21 protein-coding genes are annotated in these 21,516 nt (G+C 55.3%); 3 read left to right on the top strand and 18 right to left on the bottom strand.

Translation table 11 applies throughout. The features are described from left to right. The first annotated feature begins 121 nt into the window (after positions 1-121). A complete protein-coding gene (locus QEP12_RS16170; protein ID WP_284214906.1) occupies positions 122-1,477 on the top strand; it encodes a DUF945 family protein in 1,356 nt (451 codons plus the stop codon). A 168-nt stretch (positions 1,478-1,645) separates the two neighbouring features. Here QEP12_RS16170 and QEP12_RS16165 read toward each other — a convergent pair whose 3' ends face one another. Next, positions 1,646-2,023, bottom strand: a complete 378-nt coding sequence (locus tag QEP12_RS16165; RefSeq protein WP_284214905.1) for an oxidoreductase — start codon at positions 2,021-2,023, stop codon at positions 1,646-1,648. A gap of 190 nt (positions 2,024-2,213) precedes the next feature. Between QEP12_RS16165 and QEP12_RS16160 the strand changes: the two genes are divergently transcribed. Beyond that, a complete protein-coding gene (locus tag QEP12_RS16160; RefSeq protein ID WP_284214904.1) occupies positions 2,214-3,062 on the top strand; it encodes a M23 family metallopeptidase in 849 nt (282 codons plus the stop codon). 63 nt (positions 3,063-3,125) lie between these two features. Here the strand turns inward: QEP12_RS16160 and QEP12_RS16155 are convergent, their stop codons facing one another. Further along, complete coding sequence (locus QEP12_RS16155; protein ID WP_423108505.1) at positions 3,126-3,731, bottom strand: DUF2242 domain-containing protein; 606 nt, start codon at positions 3,729-3,731, stop codon at positions 3,126-3,128. A 259-nt stretch (positions 3,732-3,990) separates the two neighbouring features. On the opposite strand from QEP12_RS16155, the gene QEP12_RS16150 reads away from it, so the two are divergent. Next, positions 3,991-4,800: an META and DUF4377 domain-containing protein gene (locus QEP12_RS16150; protein WP_284214903.1), complete on the top strand. Its 810-nt coding sequence runs from the start codon at positions 3,991-3,993 to the stop codon at positions 4,798-4,800. A 197-nt stretch (positions 4,801-4,997) separates the two neighbouring features. On the opposite strand, the gene QEP12_RS16145 is transcribed toward QEP12_RS16150, so the two are convergent. The 16 genes from QEP12_RS16145 to der all read right to left on the bottom strand — a co-directional run bounded on the left by QEP12_RS16145 (position 4,998) and on the right by der (position 21,505). Beyond that, a complete protein-coding gene (locus tag QEP12_RS16145) occupies positions 4,998-5,336 on the bottom strand; it encodes a MoaF-related domain-containing protein (RefSeq protein ID WP_219164171.1) in 339 nt (112 codons plus the stop codon). A 172-nt stretch (positions 5,337-5,508) separates the two neighbouring features. Next, positions 5,509-6,273 (bottom strand): hypothetical protein, encoded by a 765-nt coding sequence (locus tag QEP12_RS16140; RefSeq protein WP_284214902.1) that lies wholly within the window; start codon positions 6,271-6,273, stop codon positions 5,509-5,511. Between the two features lie 301 nt (positions 6,274-6,574). Continuing rightward, complete coding sequence (ntrC, locus tag QEP12_RS16135) at positions 6,575-8,110, bottom strand: nitrogen regulation protein NR(I) (protein WP_284214901.1); 1,536 nt, start codon at positions 8,108-8,110, stop codon at positions 6,575-6,577. A 45-nt stretch (positions 8,111-8,155) separates the two neighbouring features. Continuing rightward, entirely contained in the window at positions 8,156-9,235 is a 1,080-nt protein-coding gene (gene glnL / locus QEP12_RS16130) for a nitrogen regulation protein NR(II) (protein WP_284214900.1), read from the bottom strand. 20 nt (positions 9,236-9,255) lie between these two features. Then, positions 9,256-9,765 (bottom strand): hypothetical protein, encoded by a 510-nt coding sequence (locus QEP12_RS16125; RefSeq protein ID WP_284214899.1) that lies wholly within the window; start codon positions 9,763-9,765, stop codon positions 9,256-9,258. A gap of 180 nt (positions 9,766-9,945) precedes the next feature. Further along, positions 9,946-11,361, bottom strand: a complete 1,416-nt coding sequence (gene glnA, locus QEP12_RS16120; RefSeq protein ID WP_284214898.1) for a type I glutamate--ammonia ligase — start codon at positions 11,359-11,361, stop codon at positions 9,946-9,948. A gap of 310 nt (positions 11,362-11,671) precedes the next feature. Further along, positions 11,672-12,481, bottom strand: coding sequence for an EI24 domain-containing protein (locus QEP12_RS16115; protein WP_284214897.1), 810 nt, complete (start codon positions 12,479-12,481; stop codon positions 11,672-11,674). Between the two features lie 243 nt (positions 12,482-12,724). Next, positions 12,725-13,249 (bottom strand): phosphoribosyltransferase, encoded by a 525-nt coding sequence (locus tag QEP12_RS16110; protein WP_219164165.1) that lies wholly within the window; start codon positions 13,247-13,249, stop codon positions 12,725-12,727. A 58-nt stretch (positions 13,250-13,307) separates the two neighbouring features. After that, entirely contained in the window at positions 13,308-14,684 is a 1,377-nt protein-coding gene (locus QEP12_RS16105; RefSeq protein ID WP_219164164.1) for an adenylosuccinate synthase, read from the bottom strand. 30 nt (positions 14,685-14,714) lie between these two features. Continuing rightward, complete coding sequence (locus tag QEP12_RS16100; RefSeq protein WP_284214896.1) at positions 14,715-15,863, bottom strand: ATP phosphoribosyltransferase regulatory subunit; 1,149 nt, start codon at positions 15,861-15,863, stop codon at positions 14,715-14,717. A gap of 89 nt (positions 15,864-15,952) precedes the next feature. Further along, a complete protein-coding gene (locus QEP12_RS16095) occupies positions 15,953-16,144 on the bottom strand; it encodes a DUF2065 domain-containing protein (protein WP_219164162.1) in 192 nt (63 codons plus the stop codon). A 48-nt stretch (positions 16,145-16,192) separates the two neighbouring features. Beyond that, positions 16,193-17,089 (bottom strand): protease modulator HflC, encoded by an 897-nt coding sequence (hflC, locus tag QEP12_RS16090; protein ID WP_174862597.1) that lies wholly within the window; start codon positions 17,087-17,089, stop codon positions 16,193-16,195. A gap of 11 nt (positions 17,090-17,100) precedes the next feature. Next, positions 17,101-18,462, bottom strand: a complete 1,362-nt coding sequence (gene hflK, locus QEP12_RS16085; RefSeq protein WP_284214895.1) for an FtsH protease activity modulator HflK — start codon at positions 18,460-18,462, stop codon at positions 17,101-17,103. A 70-nt stretch (positions 18,463-18,532) separates the two neighbouring features. Next, complete coding sequence (gene hflX, locus QEP12_RS16080; RefSeq protein WP_219164160.1) at positions 18,533-19,744, bottom strand: GTPase HflX; 1,212 nt, start codon at positions 19,742-19,744, stop codon at positions 18,533-18,535. 55 nt (positions 19,745-19,799) lie between these two features. Continuing rightward, positions 19,800-20,054, bottom strand: coding sequence for an RNA chaperone Hfq (gene hfq / locus QEP12_RS16075; protein ID WP_174862600.1), 255 nt, complete (start codon positions 20,052-20,054; stop codon positions 19,800-19,802). Positions 20,055-20,170: 116 nt separating this feature from the next. After that, complete coding sequence (gene der, locus QEP12_RS16070) at positions 20,171-21,505, bottom strand: ribosome biogenesis GTPase Der (protein WP_284214894.1); 1,335 nt, start codon at positions 21,503-21,505, stop codon at positions 20,171-20,173. Positions 21,506-21,516: the final 11 nt, after the last annotated feature.

Here is a 21,516-nt window from a genome sequence, read left to right as displayed (position 1 = left end):
ACAATTTTGAGAATAAAAAACAACAAACGCCCCCACACCGGCAGCAGCACCAATGCCGTCCCTAAAATCTTTCAGCGCAAAGCTTGGCTTTGCACCCACGCACGATCAACAAGGGGCAATCATGAAAAAACTGGCCATCGGCGTTCTCAGCGCAGGCGCACTGGCTGTTGCTGGCGGGCTGACCACCAGCTATTACATCGGAGGAAAAATTCAAGAAGCAATGGAACAAACCGCCGATGTCTGGAGCTCCGAAGATGGCTTTACCGTGCGTGTGCTGGAATACGACCGCGGCCTGCTGAGTTCGCGCGCGCAAACGCTGTGGTCGTTTGCCAGCGAAGAGGATGTCTACGACATCACCGTCACCCACGACATTCTGCATGGCCCTTGGCCCATGGGCAAAGCTGCCAAAGTGGTGTCGCAGTTTTTGCTGCCCGAAGACAGCGACCCGCAGCTGCTTGAAGCTTTGCGCAACCGTGCAGCACTTGAGTGGGTCACCACCGCCAATTGGTCCGGCGGTACCGCACACACCCTGTTTTCTCCCAACTTTACGGCCAGCTTTGCAGACGACTCTTCGCTGACCTGGGGAGGGCTGCAAGCCGAATGGACACTCTCGCCCGAGCGCACCGACACGCAAGGCTGGGTACGCATGCCGGTATTGCGCGTCAAGGTGGAAGATGGCAGCCGCCTGGACGTGGAAGACACTGAAATCACGTTCGATACGCACATGCCTGCTGGCTATAGCTTCTGGCTGGGGCCCACTGCACTGAAAATTGGTCTGCTGGCGGCCCAGAACACCGAAGACGATACCCAATTGAAATTACAGGGGCTGATGCTCAACACCAGCAACGTGCTGCAAGACAAGCTGGTGCAATCCGGCATGGAGGTTCAGTTGCAGCAACTGGAGATGCCCAGCTTGCATGCCAACGACTTCGCGCTGAGCATGCAATTCAAAAACTGGGACGCAGACTGGCTCAACCAACTCGTTGTTTGGCTACAGGCCGGCAGTGATGCCCAAGCGCTGGACTGGCAGAGCAGCTTGCCCGCATTGCTGGCTGGCAAGCCCGAACTGGCCATTTCCCGCCTGAGCATGCAAAGCGCTGATGGCCCCGTCTCCTTCTCCGCACGTCTTGCGTATACCGGCACACAACCTGGAGCATTTAACCCGGGCACCGATCTGGAAGGGCAATTGCGCACCGCCTTGCCGTTGCCGACCTTGGTACAACTGCTGGAAGCCAAAGTGCGCAACGATTACCTTGCACTGCTGGAGCAGATGAACCATGCGCTGGAAGCTGAAGAGTTGCAAGCCGCCGTGGAAGATGGTGTGCACAAACGTCTGAAGACGCTGCTGAGCCAAGGGGTGGTGCTGCAGCAAGGCGATACCGTCGAGGCAGCCTTGGAATTTGCGCACGGTGAGTTCAAGCTCAACAACCGCCCGCAAACCTTGCCCCAATTGCTGAGTATTGGCAGCGGCTTGTAGACTCGCTGGCACCTGCAAGACACTGCACCCGATACAGCAAGACAGGGTTCGCTGCATGCACATACAAATACGCACACGCAAACAAAAAGGCTGCCCAGGGCAGCCTTTTTTGATATCTGGCAAAAACCAGCGCTGGCGCTTTATACACAAGCGCCAGCAGCTATGCTTTTAGGTGTACTGCTGCACGCCGTGTTTGCCATCGACCAGGTGCCCGGCCGACAGCGACATCATCAGCAGCGCAATACGCTCGTGCATGATGACGGTGTGTGCATTGTGCGAATCCACCATGTATTGACGCAACTGCTCACGCACCTTGGCTGCGCCCGTCACATCAATAATGATGTCGACCTCTGTGCCTTGGCTGACCAAGTCCATAAAGTTATCCGTCACAGGAATTTGGTGCTGGCGTGCCAAGGCAATGCCGGGCAGCTCCAAGTTCAAATCCGCCACACCGATGAGTTGGACAAACGGGGCACTCAACAGCTGTTGAAGCAAAGGAGTGCCTGTTTCACCAGCGCCAATGACTACGATGCGAAATGTTTGCATTGAGAAATACCTTCTATAAATCCGCCGCAACCTACCTGCGCGCGGCAAGTTCACAGTGTCAGCGCAGCCCCAGGGGCGCACTCTGCGCCACGTCAAGAACACGCCAGCCGCAGCACCTGTCACTTGCTGACATACAAACGCAGCGGCAGCACGCGACAATCCCTAGATGCGAATCGGATCGGAACTTTTCATGCAGCGTCGTCAATATCTCCTGGCCCTGGCCCATCTCAGCGCCTGCGCCGCGCTACCGGCTTGGGCCAAGCCTGCATCAGACAGCGGATTGTTCCCGGTGGACAGCCGGGTTCCCGGCGGTGTGGCTCGGCTTTCGTTGGGCCCCTCTTCCGCACAGCCCAAGGTCACGACCGCCGAAGGCACCCCCGTGCTGGTGGTGGGGGACATGATTGAATGGACAGCGCTGGTAGGCATTCCACTCTCGGCCAAGCTCGGCGTACACACCGTCACGGTGCGCAACGACGATGGCACGCAATCGCTCGATTACAGCGTGAGCGACAAGCAGTATGCCGAGCAGCGCCTGAAAGTTGCCCCTAAAACGGTAGATTTAGCGCCCCAAGACTTGGCGCGGCATGAACGCGAACGGGCGCACCAGCAAACCATCATGGCACTCTTTAGCGCACCCGCACCAACGCTGACGGCCATGCGCATGCAACCGCCCTGCCCAGGCCGGCGCTCCAGCAGTTTTGGGCTGCGTCGCATTTTTAATGGGCAATCACGCAATCCCCATAGTGGAATGGACATTGCAGCCCCCACTGGCACCAGCGTTGTAGCGCCGCTACCCGGCAAGGTCGTCGATATTGGGGATTACTTTTTCAACGGCACCACGGTGTGGCTGAACCACGGCGGCGGCCTTCTGACCATGTACTGCCACCTGTCCGGTGTGCAATGCAGCCTTGGCGATGCGCTGCAACCGGGACAAACTTTTTGCCAAGTTGGCGCCAGCGGCCGTGTCACTGGGCCGCACCTGCACTGGGGGGTCATGCTTAACCGCACCATGGTTGACCCTGCGCTATTTTTAGCCTAATCAGCCATCAACACTTATGAATAAAGCCCTAAAAGCTATTTTTTTCAATAGCATTAAACTGGGCTAGGGGCGCTTGCTAAGCTCGGGCAAATCTTGCGGTGCATCAACCAGCAGGTAGCGGCGCATCAGATCAAAAAAGCTGTCATAAAACTGGCCACTGGTCACGGTTTCACTGCCAATTTTGATCATGGAGTCATGACCTGCTGCCACGGGCACTGAGACAGTGCCCAACATGCTCACGCCCAGACTGGCGGAATTGCTGGCCATCTTCAACGCAAAACTGTCTTGCAGGGCACTGACAAAGCCCATGCTCAAGCCGCCATCGCTGCTTTCTGGCACGCAGGTCACTCGAATATTCATTTGCACATGGCGGTCCGGCTGGGGCTGAAAGCTTTTTTGGCCCTCCACCACCTCCTTATCCGCCTTGTTGACGATGTAGCCCTGACTCAACAAGGCGCGGCGCGCAGCTTCACACGTTTGTGCAGGCGTAGCATCAAACAAGCGTGAATAGGTGGCCGCTGAACCAAATTTCTCTTCCACTTTGGGCATCGCCTCGGTCGCAGAGCGCCCGCCCAAGCCGCTGCAAGCCGTCAGCAGCGCCGCCATCCCAAGCACTGAGAATGCACCAACGATTCGACGCGCCGAGTTGCCTGAGAAAAAATGGGACATAACTGTTTCCAAGAAACCTGTGATTGTGAGTCTGGTGCACAACTGCTGCTTGACCCACCGGTAAATCGCTCACGATTTTATAGCTACTTGCAATTCGCACACTGCGTATGCCTAAAGCTCGGACCATAAACTGTCTCATTCGGCATCAAGGCACAGTCTTACACTACAAAACGCTACATACATGCACCAAATCATGCATTTCTCATGCATGCTTGTACATCTACGTGCGCAACGCACGGCACACAGGAGTTATTACTGAATGTTGTCCTTGAAATCACTGGGGTTGGCTTGCGCACTGGGAACTACCATGCTGGTGGGCTGCACCACACACTCTGCAGACCTTAAAAAACCAGCGCAATCGGGCAAGGCCACAATCACTTTGCAATCCCACCGCTGGGAATTGCAACAAGCGCTGACCTCCCAGAGCACACCAGACCCGCAGTGGCAAATTCCTGCCTCCAACGGCAAGACGGCACGTACCATCGGTATCAATTTTTCTGCCTACCAGCGCATCAGCGTCGATCGCCTGTGCAACACACTCATGGGTAGTTACAGCACCCAAGGCGAACACATCCAAATCAGCCGTTTAGCGGCCACCATGATGGCTTGCAATGACAACGCATTGATGGAATTGGAGCAAAACGTCGCACAACAATTACCCAAGGCGCAGACTTGGAAAGTCATGGATGGCCCCGCCCCCACCTTAGAGCTGAAATTCGAAGGCGGCGCTTCCTGGCAATTCAAGGGAACGCCGACGCACGAAACACTCTATGGCAACAGCCAACGCATTTTTCTAGAAGTCGCACCGCAAAAAGTTGCATGCAACCATCCGCTGATGCCGAATGCGCAATGTCTGCGCGTGCGAGAGATTCAGTACAGCAGCCAAGGCATCAAACAAAGCGTGGGCGAATGGCAAAACTACTACGGCTCGATTGAAGGCTACACCCATCAAGATGGGGTACGTAATGTGCTGCGTATCAAGCGTTTCACACGCGACCAAGCTCCTGCAGATGCATCCAAACACATCGATGTTTTGGACATGACCGTTGAAAGCGAGATCGTGCGCTGAGCTATCACTGCTCAGACGCCATAAAAAAGCCCTTGCACAGTCTGCGAGGGCTTTTTTCTAATGCACTTGTACCCAATCTCTGTGGGTTTGGCTGTGGAAAACTCTATGAAAAATCGCCACAATCTACGCCCCGCTTAGGATTGCAGCGTGTGCTCAAAATTCAGGCAGCGATGAGGTCGCGGCCCCAAAGATGGGTTCTAGACAAACCGGAACGTCCCATCCACAAACATGGATGCGCGATGACCTCGATCCGTCAACTCATCTGCATATGACCAAAAAGCTTTGACTTTGCCATTTTCGGTATCAATGATTTGACTTACCGTGAAGCCTGTTTTTTCAATCCAGTTCAAGAAATGCAAGGTCTCGGAAAGCTGCAAGTAACTCAAACGCTCGTTGCCTTGCGTCACATTGCCATTCTTGTCCGTCACACGCCAAATCAGGTCGCCACGCACGGAATAGCTTACCTGCGCGGTGCTTTCAGGAAATTGAATCACCGCCTCTCGTCCTAACAAAGCGCCTGTGTAATGCATTGTCATTGCGTGCCCCTTCGTTCCAGTGCCACTGCATGCATCAGTGGTCACGCAATTGATTGTTGAATGCATCCCCTATTAGCCCTTGTGGGAATACAACCCGAGATCGAGCAATCACCCGAGAAAAATTTGCGTGAGGCATAAAACCCATAGCACCAAGGCACTAGCTAGCCAAGCGTTACAGCGACCAGTTATGTCGCACCCAAACCAGTTTCTCCAAATTTAACTGCAGCGTTTTTGCCTGTTGCGTTAACAAAATTTTCACATCTACTGGCAAGTTTTTGCGTAGCGCACGATGGTACGCAAAAAGCAAGCTGCGCTCGCGCCGCTCGCATACTTCAAAAGCCTCTGCGGGAGTCCATTCCGAGAGTCGAGATCTGAATGCCATCCATCCCACATATAGCCGCTGCGGCCAATGACTCACCCAGCTTAAGGGAACTTTATTGCTATGGCATAAGGAGCCCAGCACCCGAATAAATCGTTGCAACAAATCGATATGCCGCTCAATAACCTGTTGTGCAAAATCATTCACAGGCACAGAGCGCATACTCCAAAGGTCACGTAGCAGCGTTTGGCACCCTTTATGCAATGGGTAGAGTACGGTGGGCAGATCGCGCACGGGCATCACGTTCAGGGACATGCTTTGCCTATTGTGAATTTGTGCACGGGCATGCATCCAGGCATCTTTCACCGCTTGGCGCACTTCTCGCCATGGCAGCAAACTGGTTGTAGTCTGGGCACCCCACTGCATCTCTAGCTCTTGTACCAACTCTGCGAAGCCAGCATCCGGATGCTGCAAAGCAGCTATCCAGCCCAGTTCATACGCAGGCTTATATTGGTCGTAGCCTCTACCAGCCACGTAATAAGGCTCTTGAGCAAACTGTATGTGCCAATACGCGTTCTCTTGTTCAGAGACTATGAGCATTTGGTGATCCGTGGTCATCGCTGACACCTGAACGCCAGGCGCTGCCGTCGGAAGACCATGTCTGTAACAAACTGGGTACTTGAACATACCTTTGCGTGAATAAAAGGGAATGGATGCATGCGGGTCAATCGTGAAGCGCTCGCAAAATTGAAGCGAGTACTAGCTTTATCGGATTGTCGGACACGGCAAGCCCCCAGATGGTCGGCATAGGCAAGCGCTGGATGTAGGACTGGCCACATAGACCCCACCTTCTGAATTTCTCGCGCATAAAAAAAGGCATATGCGTGCATATGCCTTTGTGCTGGTAGCAAGGTAGCTATTAATTTTCTGAAGCTACACGCTCAGCACCATCCAACCCCAGCTCTTGAATTTTTCGGGTAATGGTGTTGCGACCAATCCCCAAACGCAGCGCAGCTTCCATACGCTTGCCATGGGTCAGACCCAAGGCCGTATTGATCAAGCTCGACTCGAAGCGCTGGCTCAAAACGTCCCACACCTCTTTGCAATCGCTTTGCAAAAGCTTTTTGGCTTCGACTTCCAGCAATGCTTCCCAACCTTGCGATGCCACAAGTTGTTGAATCGCTGCAGGCTCTGGCTGCGAAGACAGTGCCGCCACTGGCTCGCTAGGGCTTGGCGTCACACTGGACACTGCTGTCTGCGCCAGCATCTCAGTCGGCGCAGCTGCCAGCACCTCTGGTGGCAAATCCTGCAAGGAAATTTGCTGTGCAGGAGCCATCACCGTCAGCCAGTGGCAAATATTCTCCAGCTGGCGCACATTACCGGGAAAGCTGAACTGCGCCATGCGCTGCAATGCGGCTTCGGAAATGCGCTTGGGCTCCACACCAAGCTGCTTGGCACTGCGCTGCAAAAAATGCTTGACCAGCATGGGGACATCTTCGGCACGCTCGCGCAAAGAGGGAAGGCGCAAACGGATCACATTCAAACGATGGAACAGGTCTTCGCGAAATACTCCGTCTTTGACGCGCTGCTCCAAATTTTGGTGCGTCGCTGCAATCACACGCACATTGCTTTTGACCGCCGTATGCCCACCCACGCGGTAAAACTGACCATCGGACAAAACACGCAGCAAGCGAGTTTGCAAATCAAATGGCATGTCGCCAATTTCATCAAGAAATAAGGTGCCCCCCTCCGCTTGCTCGAAGCGGCCACGCCGCTGGGTTTGCGCCCCTGTAAATGCGCCACGCTCATGCCCGAACAATTCGGACTCCAGCAAATCTTTAGGAATAGCAGCTGTATTGATGGCGACAAATGGTCCACCAGATACTGGTGAGTGCTTGTGCAAAGCACGGGCAACCAGCTCTTTGCCCGAACCAGACTCGCCCGTAATAAGTACCGTCACGGCACTTTGGCTCAACCGCCCAATCGCACGAAACACATCCTGCATGGCCGGGGCTTGGCCCAGCATTTCTGGCATGACCGTTTGGCGCTCTTCCGCAACTTGCTCGCGCTCACTTTCTTCCACTGCACGGCGAATCAGCTCAATTGCCTTGGGCAGATCAAACGGCTTGGGCAAATACTCAAACGCGCCACGCTGAAAGGCAGAGACCGCGCTGTCCAGATCCGAATAGGCCGTCATGATGATGACAGGCAGATCCGGCTGCTGGGCATGAACCTCTTCTAACAGTTGCAGCCCCGATCCACCTGGCATACGGATATCGCTCACCAGCACTCTGGGGCCTTGCTGTGCAGGATCACCATCGGGCAAATCAGCCAATGCAGCGAGCACCTCACGGGGATTGCTAAAGCTACGGGTTTCCAAATTTTCGCGAGCCAACGCCTTTTCTAAGACGAAGCGGATCGAGGGGTCGTCATCTACTATCCAGATCGGCTTCATATGCTGTATTTACCTTCCGTTGCTTGTGCTTCAAAGACTTCGGACTTAAGGCAACGGGATGAGGATACGAAAATCCGTACGCCCAGGCATGCTCTCGCATTCAATGAGTCCGTGGTGACGCTGAATAAATGTCTGCGCCAGTGGCAATCCCAAGCCTGAGCCGCCATCCCTGCCAGTCACCAACGGATAAAAAATCCGTTCCTTGATGTGATCTGGCACGCCGGGGCCGTTATCGATGACATGCAATTCCAATGCCAGTCTGTGGCGCTGGCGACCAATTGTGACTTGACGCACCACGCGCGTACGCAGCGTGATCTCCGCATCTCCTGTGCACACCTTCTCCGACAGCACTTGGGCCGCGTTTTGCACAATGTTGAGCAAGGCCTGTATGAGCTGCGCTCGATCCCCTTTGAATTCAGGAATCGAGATATCGTAATCACGGCGAATTTTGAGCCCTTGCGGGTATTCCAGCAGCACCAGCGAACGTACACGCTCACACACCTCGTGAATATTCAAATCCACCAGCTGGTGGGGATGGCGGTGTGGGGCCAGGAGACGATCCACCAGGCTTTGTAGCCGGTCTGCTTCATGAATGATGACTTGGGTGTATTCCTTGAGCTCTTTGCTCTCCAGATCCATCTCCAACAACTGCGCCGCACCACGGATACCGCCCAGCGGATTTTTAATCTCATGGGCCAAGTTGCGTACCAGCTCTTTGTTGGCCTGCGCTTGCTCTACCAAGCGCTCTTCTCGGTCTTGGCGCGCCTGCTGCTCCAGCACCCAAAGCTCAATCAACCGCAAATCGGTGTGCTCAACAGCTGTCACTGTCACGTGGACGAATAAGGGGTCTTGCGCAGGGCGTTGTAGCCCCGTATCAAAGCTCATGGCGGCATAGCTGGGGCGCTGCCCATCGGCAGTATCCAGGCCCGCTCGCAGCAAAGAAGGCGCCGACAAATAGGGGGCGAACTCTGCCCCTTCCAGCATCCGCCGAGACAGACCCACCGCGCCTTCAAGCGCCGCATTGGCAAACACGATGCAACCTTGCGCATCTACCACCACCGCCAGCGTAGAGAGTAAATCCAAGGCGGCAAAACGTTGTGCAGCGGCAGTAGCATCAAGCGGCATGCAATCTATCTTTCCAAAAATCAACCACCATTGTGGCGCGCCAGCTCACGCTGAATGCCTGCCACATCAGCCTCTTGTCTGGCAATGTTGGCTTTCAGTGCCTCTAAGCGTTCGTTAAAAACCTGCGGGTTACGCAACTCCAGTGCAGTTTTCGTTGGATTGCCACCGTTGTATTCGGCTTGCAGCGCGCTGAGCTTTTCCTGCGCCTTCTTGAGCTCACCTTGCAAAATAGCGCGCGCATCGTTGTCACGGGCTTTTTGCTGGTTGGCATCTACCTGCACCGCAGCACGGTTGCCCGCAGGCGCAGGCTTGCTGCTCTCAGCGGGTTTATTCGCTGTACTGCCGCCCCCACCGGTGTGAACCACCGTCACATGGCCCCCCTCCACCACTTGGCAATTGCGCTGCTTGGCCACTGCTGCGCTGTTGGTGTACTCGTTCCCACAGCGATAAATACGCTCTTGCGCTATGGCATTGATTTGTGCCGATCCTGCCGCAATGCAACAGCCAAGCACCACCATCCATCGATTCATTGTTATGCCTCCATTCAAGAGTGAGCCGCGTGTACTCCAAGACTCACGGTATGGCTGCATTGTGCTATGCACGGCACAACTTGTCCTTGATTTGCCAGATAAGTATCTGCATGTTTGCCACAAAAAAAGGCAGCTACAAAGCTGCCTTTTTGAGTTGCTTATTGGCGCAGTCTGAGCCAATTACAGCGAGTAGTACATATCGTATTCAACTGGGTGCACCGCTTGGCGGAAGCGCGTGACTTCACCCATCTTCAACTCAATGTAAGCATCGATCATGGAATCGCTGAACACACCACCCTTGGTCAGGAAGGCGCGATCTGCATCCAGCGCTTCCAGCGCTTGATCCAGGCTATGGCACACGGTAGGCACCAACTTGTCTTCTTCGGGAGGCAGGTGGTACAAGTCCTTGGTCGCAGCTTCGCCGGGGTGAATCTTGTTTTCCACACCATCCAGACCAGCCATCAGCAGCGCTGCAAAACCCAAGTAGGGGTTCATCAGTGGATCGGGGAAGCGGGCTTCCACGCGGCGACCCTTGGGGTTGCTCACATAAGGAATGCGGATCGAAGCCGAGCGGTTCTTGGCCGAGTAAGCCAGCTTCACAGGCGCTTCAAAGCCGGGCACCAAGCGCTTGTACGAGTTGGTACCGGGGTTGGTGATGGCGTTCAGGGCACGGGCGTGCTTGATGATGCCGCCGATGTAGTACAGCGCAAAGTCAGACAGACCGGCATAGCCGTCACCGGCAAACAGGTTCTTGCCGTCCTTCCACACCGACTGGTGCACGTGCATGCCAGAGCCGTTGTCGCCAGAGTAAGGTTTGGGCATGAAGGTGGCCGTCTTGCCGTAGGTGTTGGCAACGTTCCAGATCACGTACTTTTGCAGCTGGGTCCAGTCAGCACGCTCCACCAAGGTGGAAAAACGTGTGCCCAACTCGTTTTGACCAGCACCAGCCACTTCGTGGTGGAACACTTCGACCGGGATGCCCAGCGATTCCAAGATCAGCGACATTTCAGCGCGCATGTCTTGGGTGCTATCGACTGGAGGCACGGGGAAGTAACCGCCCTTGGTACGGGGACGGTGACCACGGTTACCACCTTCAAACTTGGTGCCGGTATTCCACGGTGCCTCGTACTCTTCGATTTCAAAGAAGGGGTTGTGAGGCTCTGTACCCCAGCGCACGCCGTCGAAAATAAAGAATTCGGGTTCGGGACCGAAGTACGCGGTGTCGCCCAAGCCGGAAGCCTTCAGGTAGGCTTCAGCGCGCTTGGCCACCGAGCGGGGATCGCGGTCATAGGCCTTGCCGTCACCGGGCTCGATCACGTCACACTGCAAGATCAGCGTGGTTTCTTCAAAGAAGGGGTCGATGTTGGCGGTGTTCGGGTCGGGCATCAACAACATGTCCGATGCTTCAATACCCTTCCAGCCTGCAACCGATGAACCGTCGAAGGCGTGGCCCGACGTGAACTTGTCTTCATCAAAGTGCGACAGCGGCACAGTCACGTGCTGCTCTTTGCCACGGGTATCAGTGAAGCGCAGGTCAATAAACTTGACCTCGTTTTCCTTCACTAGGTTCATCACATCTGCAACGGTCTTAGCCATCAGGTTCTCCTGGAAAAGCGCTTCATAGAAAGTACAAAGTTAGCAAAGCAGTTTGCGTGCCAACCCGTGCCAGCTGCGCCAACACACTTTCACAAGCATAAGGCCATGAAGTCTTTGTCTTCACGGCCTTATCAAATTCACCATTTTGGTGCAAATCTAACGAACCCCTCCGAGCCCGTCTTCTTGGCACCATTTTAGTTCGTAAGCACGCACCATATTGATGCATTCAGCATTTCATCCGTTGGATTGCACCAATTAAGACATGCATCTATCGCAGCAGCTGTTTGAAGCCCTCCGTGTGCTAGGCGTTTCATTCGGGGGCACGCTCTTGCGCTGCACGTAGACTGTGCAAAGCTGCCAGCGTGTAATGCGCAAACCACAGTGATGCAAAAGCCAGCACCAGCGCATACATCCAAACCGCCAACGGAATCAATACCCAAAAGGCTGCGGCAAACACCACCCCGGAAGCCCACACCAAACTGGGTGCAGCGCCGATGTAGCCACAAACCACGCCCATCAGCATCAAGCGATAGCGGTGCGTGTGCAAAATGGCCTGGCGCTCTGTCTTGCTGGCATGCTCGGCCAAGGCATCAAAGGTCATGAGCCGGTAAGTCAGCCAGCCCCCAATCAGCGGCGGCAGCACCAGCACGAAGGGAGGCACTAGCCATAGGGGCAGAGACAGCAATAAGGCCAGCAAAGCCAGCGCAGTTGCGCACAGTGCCCACCACGCGCTGCCCACCCAGCCTGCTCCGTGTTTGCGCTGCAGGTGCGCAAACCGCCGTGCGGCGACCAGCTCAACCATCTGAGGCGTCATCACCACCGACACCACAGCCAGGGCGATCATGATCATCACGGGGCTCACCAGCAGCACCACGGTGACAGCCGCAGCCACCGCACTGGCTGCCGCCGTGGCTGTCCCCATCCAGCTCCACAGCGATTGCAGCCAGCTGGCGCGCTCCAGCCAGGATTGCACCGTGCCTACCGATGCATCCCACCAGAACATCCCAAACAGCGCTGCCATCACAGCAAGCAGCAGCAAGGGGAACAAAGACCACGCCATCACCCGCACCCGCAGGCAATCGGCCAAAGCACGCCACAGGGCATCCAACATCATTTGCATGCGCACAGCATAGCGAGGTGCCCGTGCAGCTGCAGGCATGGCACATGCAAGCCAACAGGTTGCACAAAAACCATAGCTGCTAGCGCTTGTTGTTCATAAATTTCAGATAGTTTTTCATGTGAAAGCATTGTTCGAAAAGCACAAGCTGCTCCTTTATTTTTTTTATTCAAAGCACCTTGATGTCTCACATGGACACAAAAAAAGGAGCCTTCGGGCTCCTTTTTTCGCGAAGGCAAGCTGCAATTACAGCTTCCACTTCTCCATCAGCTTTTCAGCAGTCAGGTTGTCATAGCCTTCAAAAGGCTGGTGAATCCAAGGATTCGTGGGCAAGTCTTCCACCGAGTAATCGGCCTGGAAAGTCGACACACCCTTGGTCCAGATCACGGCAGTGCGCAGCTCTGTAATAGGGGCATAGTTTTCCTTCAGACGCTTGACCACGGCGTTCAGCGTCACACCGGTATCGGCCAGATCGTCCACCAGCAGCACGCGGCCCGCAATCTCACCCTTGGGAGTCGCGATGAAGCGGCCAATGTCCAAGTGGCCCTGCACCTTGCCCGCCTCAGCACGGTAAGAGCTGGTCGACATGATGGCCAAAGGCTTGTCAAAAATACGGCTCAGAATGTCGCCGGGGCGCAGACCACCGCGTGCCAGGCACAAGATGGTGTCGAATTCCCAGCCCGACTGGTGAATCTTCAACGCCAGCTTTTCGATCAAGCCGTGGTATTCGTCGTAGCTGACGTACAGGTGCTTACCGTCTTCTGTCAACATGTGTGTGGTTCCTGTCTAAATGCTTCGCAAAGGAGCGTGTTTATAAAGGCAGAAGCGCTTACGCAGCTGCGTAGGGGTTTTGCATCAGGATGGTGTGATCGCGGTCAGGGCTGGTGGAGACCATCGCAATCGGCACACCCGTCACTTCCGCAATACGATCCAGATAGCGACGTGCATTCACGGGCAGCTTGTCGTAGTCGGTCACACCCACGGTGGAGTCGGTCCAGCCAGGAATGGATTCGTAGATAGGCTTGCAGCGCTCAATGTCGTCGGCGCCTAAAGGCAGGATGTCGATCTTCTCGCCGTCCAGCTCGTAACCCACACACAGTTGCAGCTCTTCGATGCCGTCCAGCACGTCCAGCTTGGTGATGCACAGGCCAGTCAGGCCATTGATTTGTGCCGAGCGCTTGAGCAGCGCGGCATCAAACCAACCACAGCGGCGCGAACGGCCGGTAGTTACACCCTTTTCAGCACCCACGGTGGACATGATCCAGCCCGGTGTGCCTTCCTTTTCCCACTCCAGCTCAGTAGGGAATGGGCCGCCGCCTACGCGGGTGCAATACGCCTTGGTAATGCCCAAGATGTAGTGCAGCAAACCGGGACCCACGCCAGCGCCAGCCGCAGCATTGCCGGCCACGCAGTTGGACGAGGTGACGTAGGGGTAAGTGCCGTGGTCTACGTCCAGCAGCGTGCCTTGCGCACCTTCAAACAGCAGGTTGGCACCCGCAGCATGGGCGTCGTTCAGTTCGCGCGATACGTCAGCAATCATGGGCTTGAGCAGCTCTGCATGGCGCATGGCTTCTTCGTACACCGCGTCAAACTGCACTTCACCGTTCTTCATGTAAGGCGCCAAATTGGCACCAAACTCAAACTTTTGCGAACCCAGCACGTTCACCAGAATGTGGTTGTGCAGGCTCAGCAGCTCGCGCAGCTTGGTCGCAAAACGCTCGGGGTGCTTCAGGTCTTGCACGCGCAGTGCACGGCGCGCAATCTTGTCTTCGTAGGAAGGGCCAATGCCCTTGCCCGTGGTGCCAATCTTTTGCACACCGCCTTGTTCGCGGGCAGCTTCACGGCACACATCCAGCGCTACGTGGAAGGGCAAAATCAAAGGGCAAGCTTCGGACACGCGAAGGCGGTTACGTACAGCAACGCCTGCCTTCTCCAGGCCTTCAATTTCTTCAAACAGCTTGCCTACCGACAACACCACACCGTTACCGATGTAGCACTTCACGCCGGGGCGCATGATGCCGCTGGGAATCAGGTGCAGCGCAGTCTTCACCCCATTGATCACCAGGGTGTGACCCGCGTTGTGGCCGCCTTGGAAGCGCACGACGCCTTGGGCGCTTTCGGTCAACCAATCGACCAATTTACCCTTGCCTTCGTCGCCCCACTGGGTACCGACGACGACCACGTTGCGACCTTTGGTTGCTTTCATAATCTCAAATCCGATGAATTGAAAAATGCCTTAAATGGCTTGCACGACCCATTGCCCGGCGCTATGCACCAGAACGCGGTCGCAGTCGAATTCGTCCACTTCACTCTCATGCCCGGGAAGCACACACACCACGGTTTCGCCTTGCGCACGCAATTGCGCAATGGCAGAACTCAGTTGTGTATCACTGCCCCAAGGAGCGCGAATGGCCGCACGCAGCGGACGCGATGGCACCACCGACACCAGCTGTTTGATGTCCAGTGAGAAGCCCGCCGCAGGGCGGTTGCGTCCAAAAACAGCACCCACTTCGTCATAACGGCCACCACGCACCAGCGCATCGCTGGCTCCGGGGACGTACACAGCAAAGCGGGTGCCACTGTAGTAAGAATAGCCACGGACATCCGCCAAATCGAATGTCACATTCGCTTGAGGAAACTGTGCGGCAAACCACTTCAAGTGCTGCAGCACGTGCTGCGCACCAGGAATGCCTGCCAACAGTTTTTCAGCCTCGTCCAGCACGCTGACATCTCCGTAAAGCTGCAGCAGCGCCAGCAGACCTTCGCGGGAGGCTTGGGGGAAATTTTTGGTCAATCCAGCCAGCTCGGTCGCATCCTTCGCAGCCAGTGCAGCATGCACTTTTTGCAAAATGCTGGCATCCAGCATCACTCCAGCCATCAAGCTGCGTGCAATGCGCACATCCCCCAAATCCACAGTAAAGCCCGCAAGACCCGCGCCTTGCACGCAAGCCAGCGCCAAGCTCAATGCTTCCACATCTGCTTCGGGGCCAGCATGGCCATAGATTTCCGCACCGAACTGCAAAGGCTCTCGCGTAGCCCGCGGACGATCTGGCGCTGCATGCAACACAGGGCCGCAATAGCACAGGCGCGTGACTCCCTCACGATTGAGCAAGTGCGCATCAATGCGCGCCACTTGCTGCGTCATGTCCGCACGCAGTCCCAAAGAGCGTCCAGAAATCTGGTCAACCAACTTGAAAGTTTGCAGGTTCAGTGCTTCACCGGTACCGGTGAGCAAAGACTCCAGATACTCCAAGAGCGGAGGCATGACCAACTCATACCCATAGCTGCGTGCCGTATCGAGCAAACCTCGACGCAACTCTTCGATGTGGCGTGCCTCAGAAGGCAGCACATCGGCGATGTGATCCGGCAGGACCCAAGCGGACATGGAAAAAGGGGGAGGCTGTTAAAAACGTGATTCTATCGGCTATCGCAGCCACGCCCTACAAAAGGCTTATGGCCTAGACATAAGGCACGTTATTCGAGCACCCACAGCAAAGCCAGTCCGACTGCGATACAGAGCAGCCCCATAAAACGTATCTGACCATCGCGCAGGGCCAGAAGCTGGGCAAACATGTGCCTCCAGCCTTTCGGAGAGATGAAGGGGAAGATGCCCTCAAGGACCAAAACTAAGGCCAAGGCAGCCCACCAAGAAATTTCTGTTTCCATGGCGGTGAGCTTACCTTGGCCCGATGGCTGCAAAAGGACTACAGCGACTTAGTTGCCTGATCCACTACTGCGGAAGGACTTAAAGAAATCAGAGCTACTGGGATCCACCAGCATCACGTCGCTCTTGTTGGCAAAGCTGGCTTTGTATGCATCCAAGCTGCGATAAAACTTCGCAAACTGCGGATCTTGGCCAAAGGCTTCGGCATAGGTTTTTGCAGCCGTTGCATCGCCTTCACCCTTGATGATCTGTGCATCACGGTAGGCGTTGGCCACCGTCACCTCACGCTGGCGGTCGGCTTCTGCACGGATCTTTTCACCCTCTGCAGCACCGGTGGAACGCAGCTCGTTCGCTACACGCTTGCGCTCCGCTTCCATACGGCGATATACCGACTCCGTAATGGTTTCTGCGTAGTCCACACGGGTAATACGCACGTCCACCACATCAATCCCCCAGTGCTTGCCACCAGAGCCACCCGTCACGGCTTTCAGCACTTCATCCTTCACATCGGCCATGAGAGTATCGCGTTTGCTGGAGAGCAGTTCACGTACGGTGCGCTTATTGACTTCTTCTTGGAATGCGTTGCGCACCACGCGGTTGAGCTGCATAGCGCCAGCGCTTTCATCCAAACCCACATTACGGATGTACTCCGATGGGTCGCTGATGCGCCAGCGGACATACCAGTCGATCACTACGCGCTGTTTTTCAGCTGTCAACATCGGCTCCGTATCCGTGCTGTCGAGCGTCAACAAGCGCTTATCGATATAGCGCACGTTTTGAAATGGAGGCGGCAACTTGAAGTTCAGACCCGGCTCCGTAATCACGGTCTTGATCTGCCCCAAAGCGTAGACCACACCAAATTGGCGCTGGTCCACCACAAAAAGCATGGAGCTCAGCAGCGCCAACACTACCAACAAGCTAGAGGCAATAAATCCAACTCTGTTCACAACGGATCTCCTCAGCGGGACTCACGTTCACGCGAACGTGCATCACGTGCGCGCGAATCAGCGGGGGTTGCAGGGACCACAGTCACTGCGTTTTGCGACTGTGCACGCGCAGCAGCATCGGTCACTGCCTGAGGGGCAGCACCTGCGCTTTGCATAATTTTGTCCAACGGCAAATACAGGAGATTCGAGCCTTGGCGCGAATCCACCAGTACCTTGGTCACGTTGCTGTAAACCTCTTGCATGGTTTCGGTATACAGACGATCACGCGTGACTTGCGGCGCCTTCTTATATTCCGCCAACAAAGAGCTAAAGCGCTGTGCATCACCCTGGGCTTGTGCAGCAATCCGTTCACGGTAGGCCTCTGCCTCTTCTTTCAGGCGCGATGCGGTACCAGTGGCGCGAGGAATCACATCATTGGCATACGCTTGCGCCTCGTTCTTGGCGCGCTCACGCTCTTGTCCTGCCTTCAACACATCGTCAAATGCGGCCTGCACCTGCTCTGGCGGACGAACACCACCTTGCTGCATATTGATGCCAACCACTTCCACGCCTACTTTGTAGCGGTCCAAGATGGTCTGCATCAAATCCCGCACACGAGGAGCGATCTGGTCACGCTCCTCAGCCAGCGCAGTATCCATCTTCATCTTGCCCACGACTTCACGCACAGCCGTCTCGGCAGCTTGAACCACTGCGACATCAGGGCTCTTGCTTTCAAACAGCCAAGCCCGCGCGTCGCTCAAGCGGTATTGCACAGCAAATTTGATCTCAACGATGTTCTCGTCTTCGGTCAGCATGGCCGACTCTCGCAAACCAGTGCTTTTGATGATGGTATCGCGACCAACATCTACAGAGCGAATTTGCGAAACGTATACCAACTCATGATTTTGAATCGGATAAGGCACGCGCCAATTAAAACCCGCGCCCACTGTCGAGTGGTACTTACCAAACTGCGTAATTACAGCTTGCTGGCCTTCTTGTACGATAAAAAAGCCTGTGCCCAACCAGATGAGCACCGCGATACCCGCGATGACCCCCACCCCAATGCCAGCGCCCTTCATTTCTGGAGGTTGAGCACCATTACCACCACGAGGGCTTTGCGGCGGTTTACCCCCAAACAAGCCCGAAAGCTTGCGATTGAGGTCACGCCACAACTCATCCAAATCTGGCGGCTGCCCTGCTTGGTTGTTTTGACCACGAGGTGGCTGGTGAGGGGAGGAAGGCGGTGGCGTTGGACGATCAGAATCCGGGCGCTGCTCGCCCTCCCCTGCATTGTTGTCCTCTCCACGGCCCCAGCGGGGATCATTCAGATTGAACATTCCCCGCAAGCGTTCTGGCAGCACTGCCCAGCGTGGGGCGCGATTCAGGAAATTCATGCGAAAAGTCTCAATTGGTATTGCTATGAACCATTTGGCATTGTGCCCAAATGTAGGGTAGACACTTTGCTCAATCGTCGTAGTCTTCTGGGGGCATTGACTCGGACAGCAATCCATCCTCATCGCCTGGCATACCCCCTTCGGCGGGCGTCTTGCGTGCAGCCAGTGCTGCATCTGCCAAGATTTGGCGCAACTGCGGCAATCCTTCTCCATTGCGCGCACTCACGAATACACGAGGCACTTCTACCCCATCGACTTCGTAAGTATCTTGCAGATCAGCGGGCATGCGGCCTTGCGGCAAGGCATCAAGCTTGTTGAAAACCAAAACCTGCGGAATACCCAAGGCATCAATTTCCCCCAACACTTTGCGCACTTGATCCATCTGCTCAGGGAAAGTTTCATTCGAGGCATCCACGACATGCAGCAACAAGTCCGCATCAACGGCTTCTTGCAAAGTCGCTTGAAACGCCTCTACCAACCCGTGTGGCAAATCACGAATAAACCCTACCGTATCTGACAGTGAGACGGATAACCCTGCCTCGCTCAAATACAACTGGCGTGTCGTGGTATCCAAAGTCGCAAATAACTGGTCTGCAGCATAAGCTCTAGCCTTCACCAGCGCATTGAACAATGTCGACTTACCTGCATTGGTGTACCCCACCAAAGAGATATTGAAAACATCTCGGCGTTCTCGCTGACGACGCTGTGTCTGGCGCTGTTTCTTTACCTTCTGCAGCTTGTCTTTGGTGCGCTTGATGGCATCCGCAATCATGCGGCGATCTAGCTCAATTTGCTTTTCACCAGGGCCCCCACGACCGCCAATACCACCCATTTGGCGTTCCAAGTGTGTCCATCGCCGCACCAGACGCGTACTGACGTATTGCAGCCTTGCGAGCTCCACCTGTAACTTGCCTTCATGGCTTCGCGCGCGCTGTGCAAAGATCTCCAAAATCAACAATGTACGATCGTTGACAGGCATCTCCATATGGCGCTCTAAGTTGCGTTGCTGCGCAGGACTTAAAGCCTGGTCAAACAAAACTTCTTGGGCGCCATGCATTTGCGCAAGCATGCGAATTTCGTCTGCTTTGCCGCTGCCCACAAACAAAGCAGCGTCGGGCGCTTTTCGTTTGCAGGTGATTCGCGCAACGGGATTCAAACCAGCGGTTTGTGCCAACAAGCCTAATTCTTCAAGCTCGCTGTCAAAATGTGGAAGTCCGAAGTCAACACCAACCAAAACCACAGGGGTGGCGGTGTTAGGGGAAGATGTAGCGTTTGCGCTCATGCCAGCACCTCCCCTGCCCTGCGCTGCTGCGCAGGGAATGGGTAAGTCAACAAGTTCAAGCGGCTGGTGCCTCGTTCTCGTTGCTGTCAGCCATATTAAAGTTCACCGCACGTCCGGGAACGATGGTCGAGATGGCATGCTTATAGACCATTTGCGTCACTGTATTGCGCAGCAGCACCACGTACTGGTCAAAAGACTCGATCTGACCTTGCAGCTTGATGCCATTCACCAAATAAATGGAAACTGGCACATGCTCGCGACGCAGTGCATTCAGAAAGGGATCTTGCAGGAGTTGGCCTTTATTGCTCACGATATTCTCCGTGTTCGGAAATGTTGTTGTAAACCGACACCTTACCACAGTGCCTTTTGTGCCCTTACCCCGACAGGGATTCGGTCACTCCAGCACCGTGATCATGGCTTCCCACCTTAGTCGGTGTAGGGGTTGTGGGAAGTCTTGAACTCGATCCGCAGCGGTGTTCCCACCAAGTCAAACTCTTTGCGGAAACGCCCTTCCAAGAAACGTTTGTAGGCGTCGGTAATATGCTCCACAGAGTTGCCGTGCACCACAATCACTGGAGGATTCATACCACCTTGGTGCGCATAACGCGGCTTGGGTCTGTAGGCTCCCACCTTCTTAGGTGTTTGATACTGCACGGCCTCCATCAGCACGCGTGTGAGCACCGGTGTCGGCATCTTGCAGGTAGCCGCCTTGTGCGCCTGCACGATGGATGCCCACAGCGGCCCCAAACCTTGGCGCTTGGTAGCAGAAATAAAGTGCAGGGCAGCAAACTTCAAGAAGCCCAAACGGGTTTCGATGGCTCGCTCCACCATCTGGCGTTGGTAATCATCCACCGCATCCCATTTATTGACCGCAACCACCACGGCACGACCGCTTTCCAGCACATAGCCTGCGATGTGCGCATCTTGGTCCGTCACGCCTTCCGTGGCATCTATCAGCAGCAGCACCACATTCGCGTCTTCAATCGCTTGCAGGGTTTTAACCACCGAGAATTTCTCGATCGCTTCAAACACCCGACCTTTGCGACGCAGACCTGCTGTGTCAATCAGCTCAAACTTTTGGCCATTGCGCTCAAAAGGCACTGCGATTGCATCACGTGTCGTGCCGGGCATGTCAAATGCCACCAAACGCTCTTCGCCCAGCCACGTATTGATCAACGTCGATTTACCCGCGTTAGGGCGCCCTGCCATTGCCAAGCGCACAGGACGAGCTTCTACATCTTCAATGCTTGCTTCATCGGGATCGGCCAGATTCAATGGCTCCAGCGCTAAATCAAGCAGACCACGTATGCCTTGACCATGAGCGGCTGAAACCGGGTAAACATCACCGAGCCCCAGCTCGTAGAACTCCGCCAGTTGCGTGCCCGCCTTCAAGCCTTCGGCTTTGTTAGCTACCAGCACGCACGGCTTGCCCAAACGACGCAGGTAGTTGCCAATGTCATGGTCTTGTGCCGACAAGCCATCGCGCGCGTCCACCACAAACAACACTACATCGGCTTCAGCGACGGCTTGGCGCGTTTGCTTGGCCATCTCCTTGAAGATGCCCTTGGATGCGTCAGGCTCAAAGCCACCGGTGTCGATCACGATGTATTCGTGCTTACCTTGCTTGCCTTGACCATAGTGACGGTCACGCGTCAACCCTGCAAAGTCGGCAACGATAGCGTCGCGCGACTTTGTCAGTCGGTTAAACAAAGTGGATTTGCCCACATTGGGCCGCCCAACAAGGGCAATAACTGGCTTCATTCGAAATTTTT

The sequence above is a fragment of the Comamonas jiangduensis genome, assembly GCF_030162955.1.
In the GTDB taxonomy this organism is placed as follows: Bacteria; Pseudomonadota; Gammaproteobacteria; order Burkholderiales; family Burkholderiaceae_C; genus Comamonas; species Comamonas jiangduensis.
Note: the sequence above shows the minus strand (reverse complement) of the source record. Positions and strands in the feature narration are given on the sequence as shown.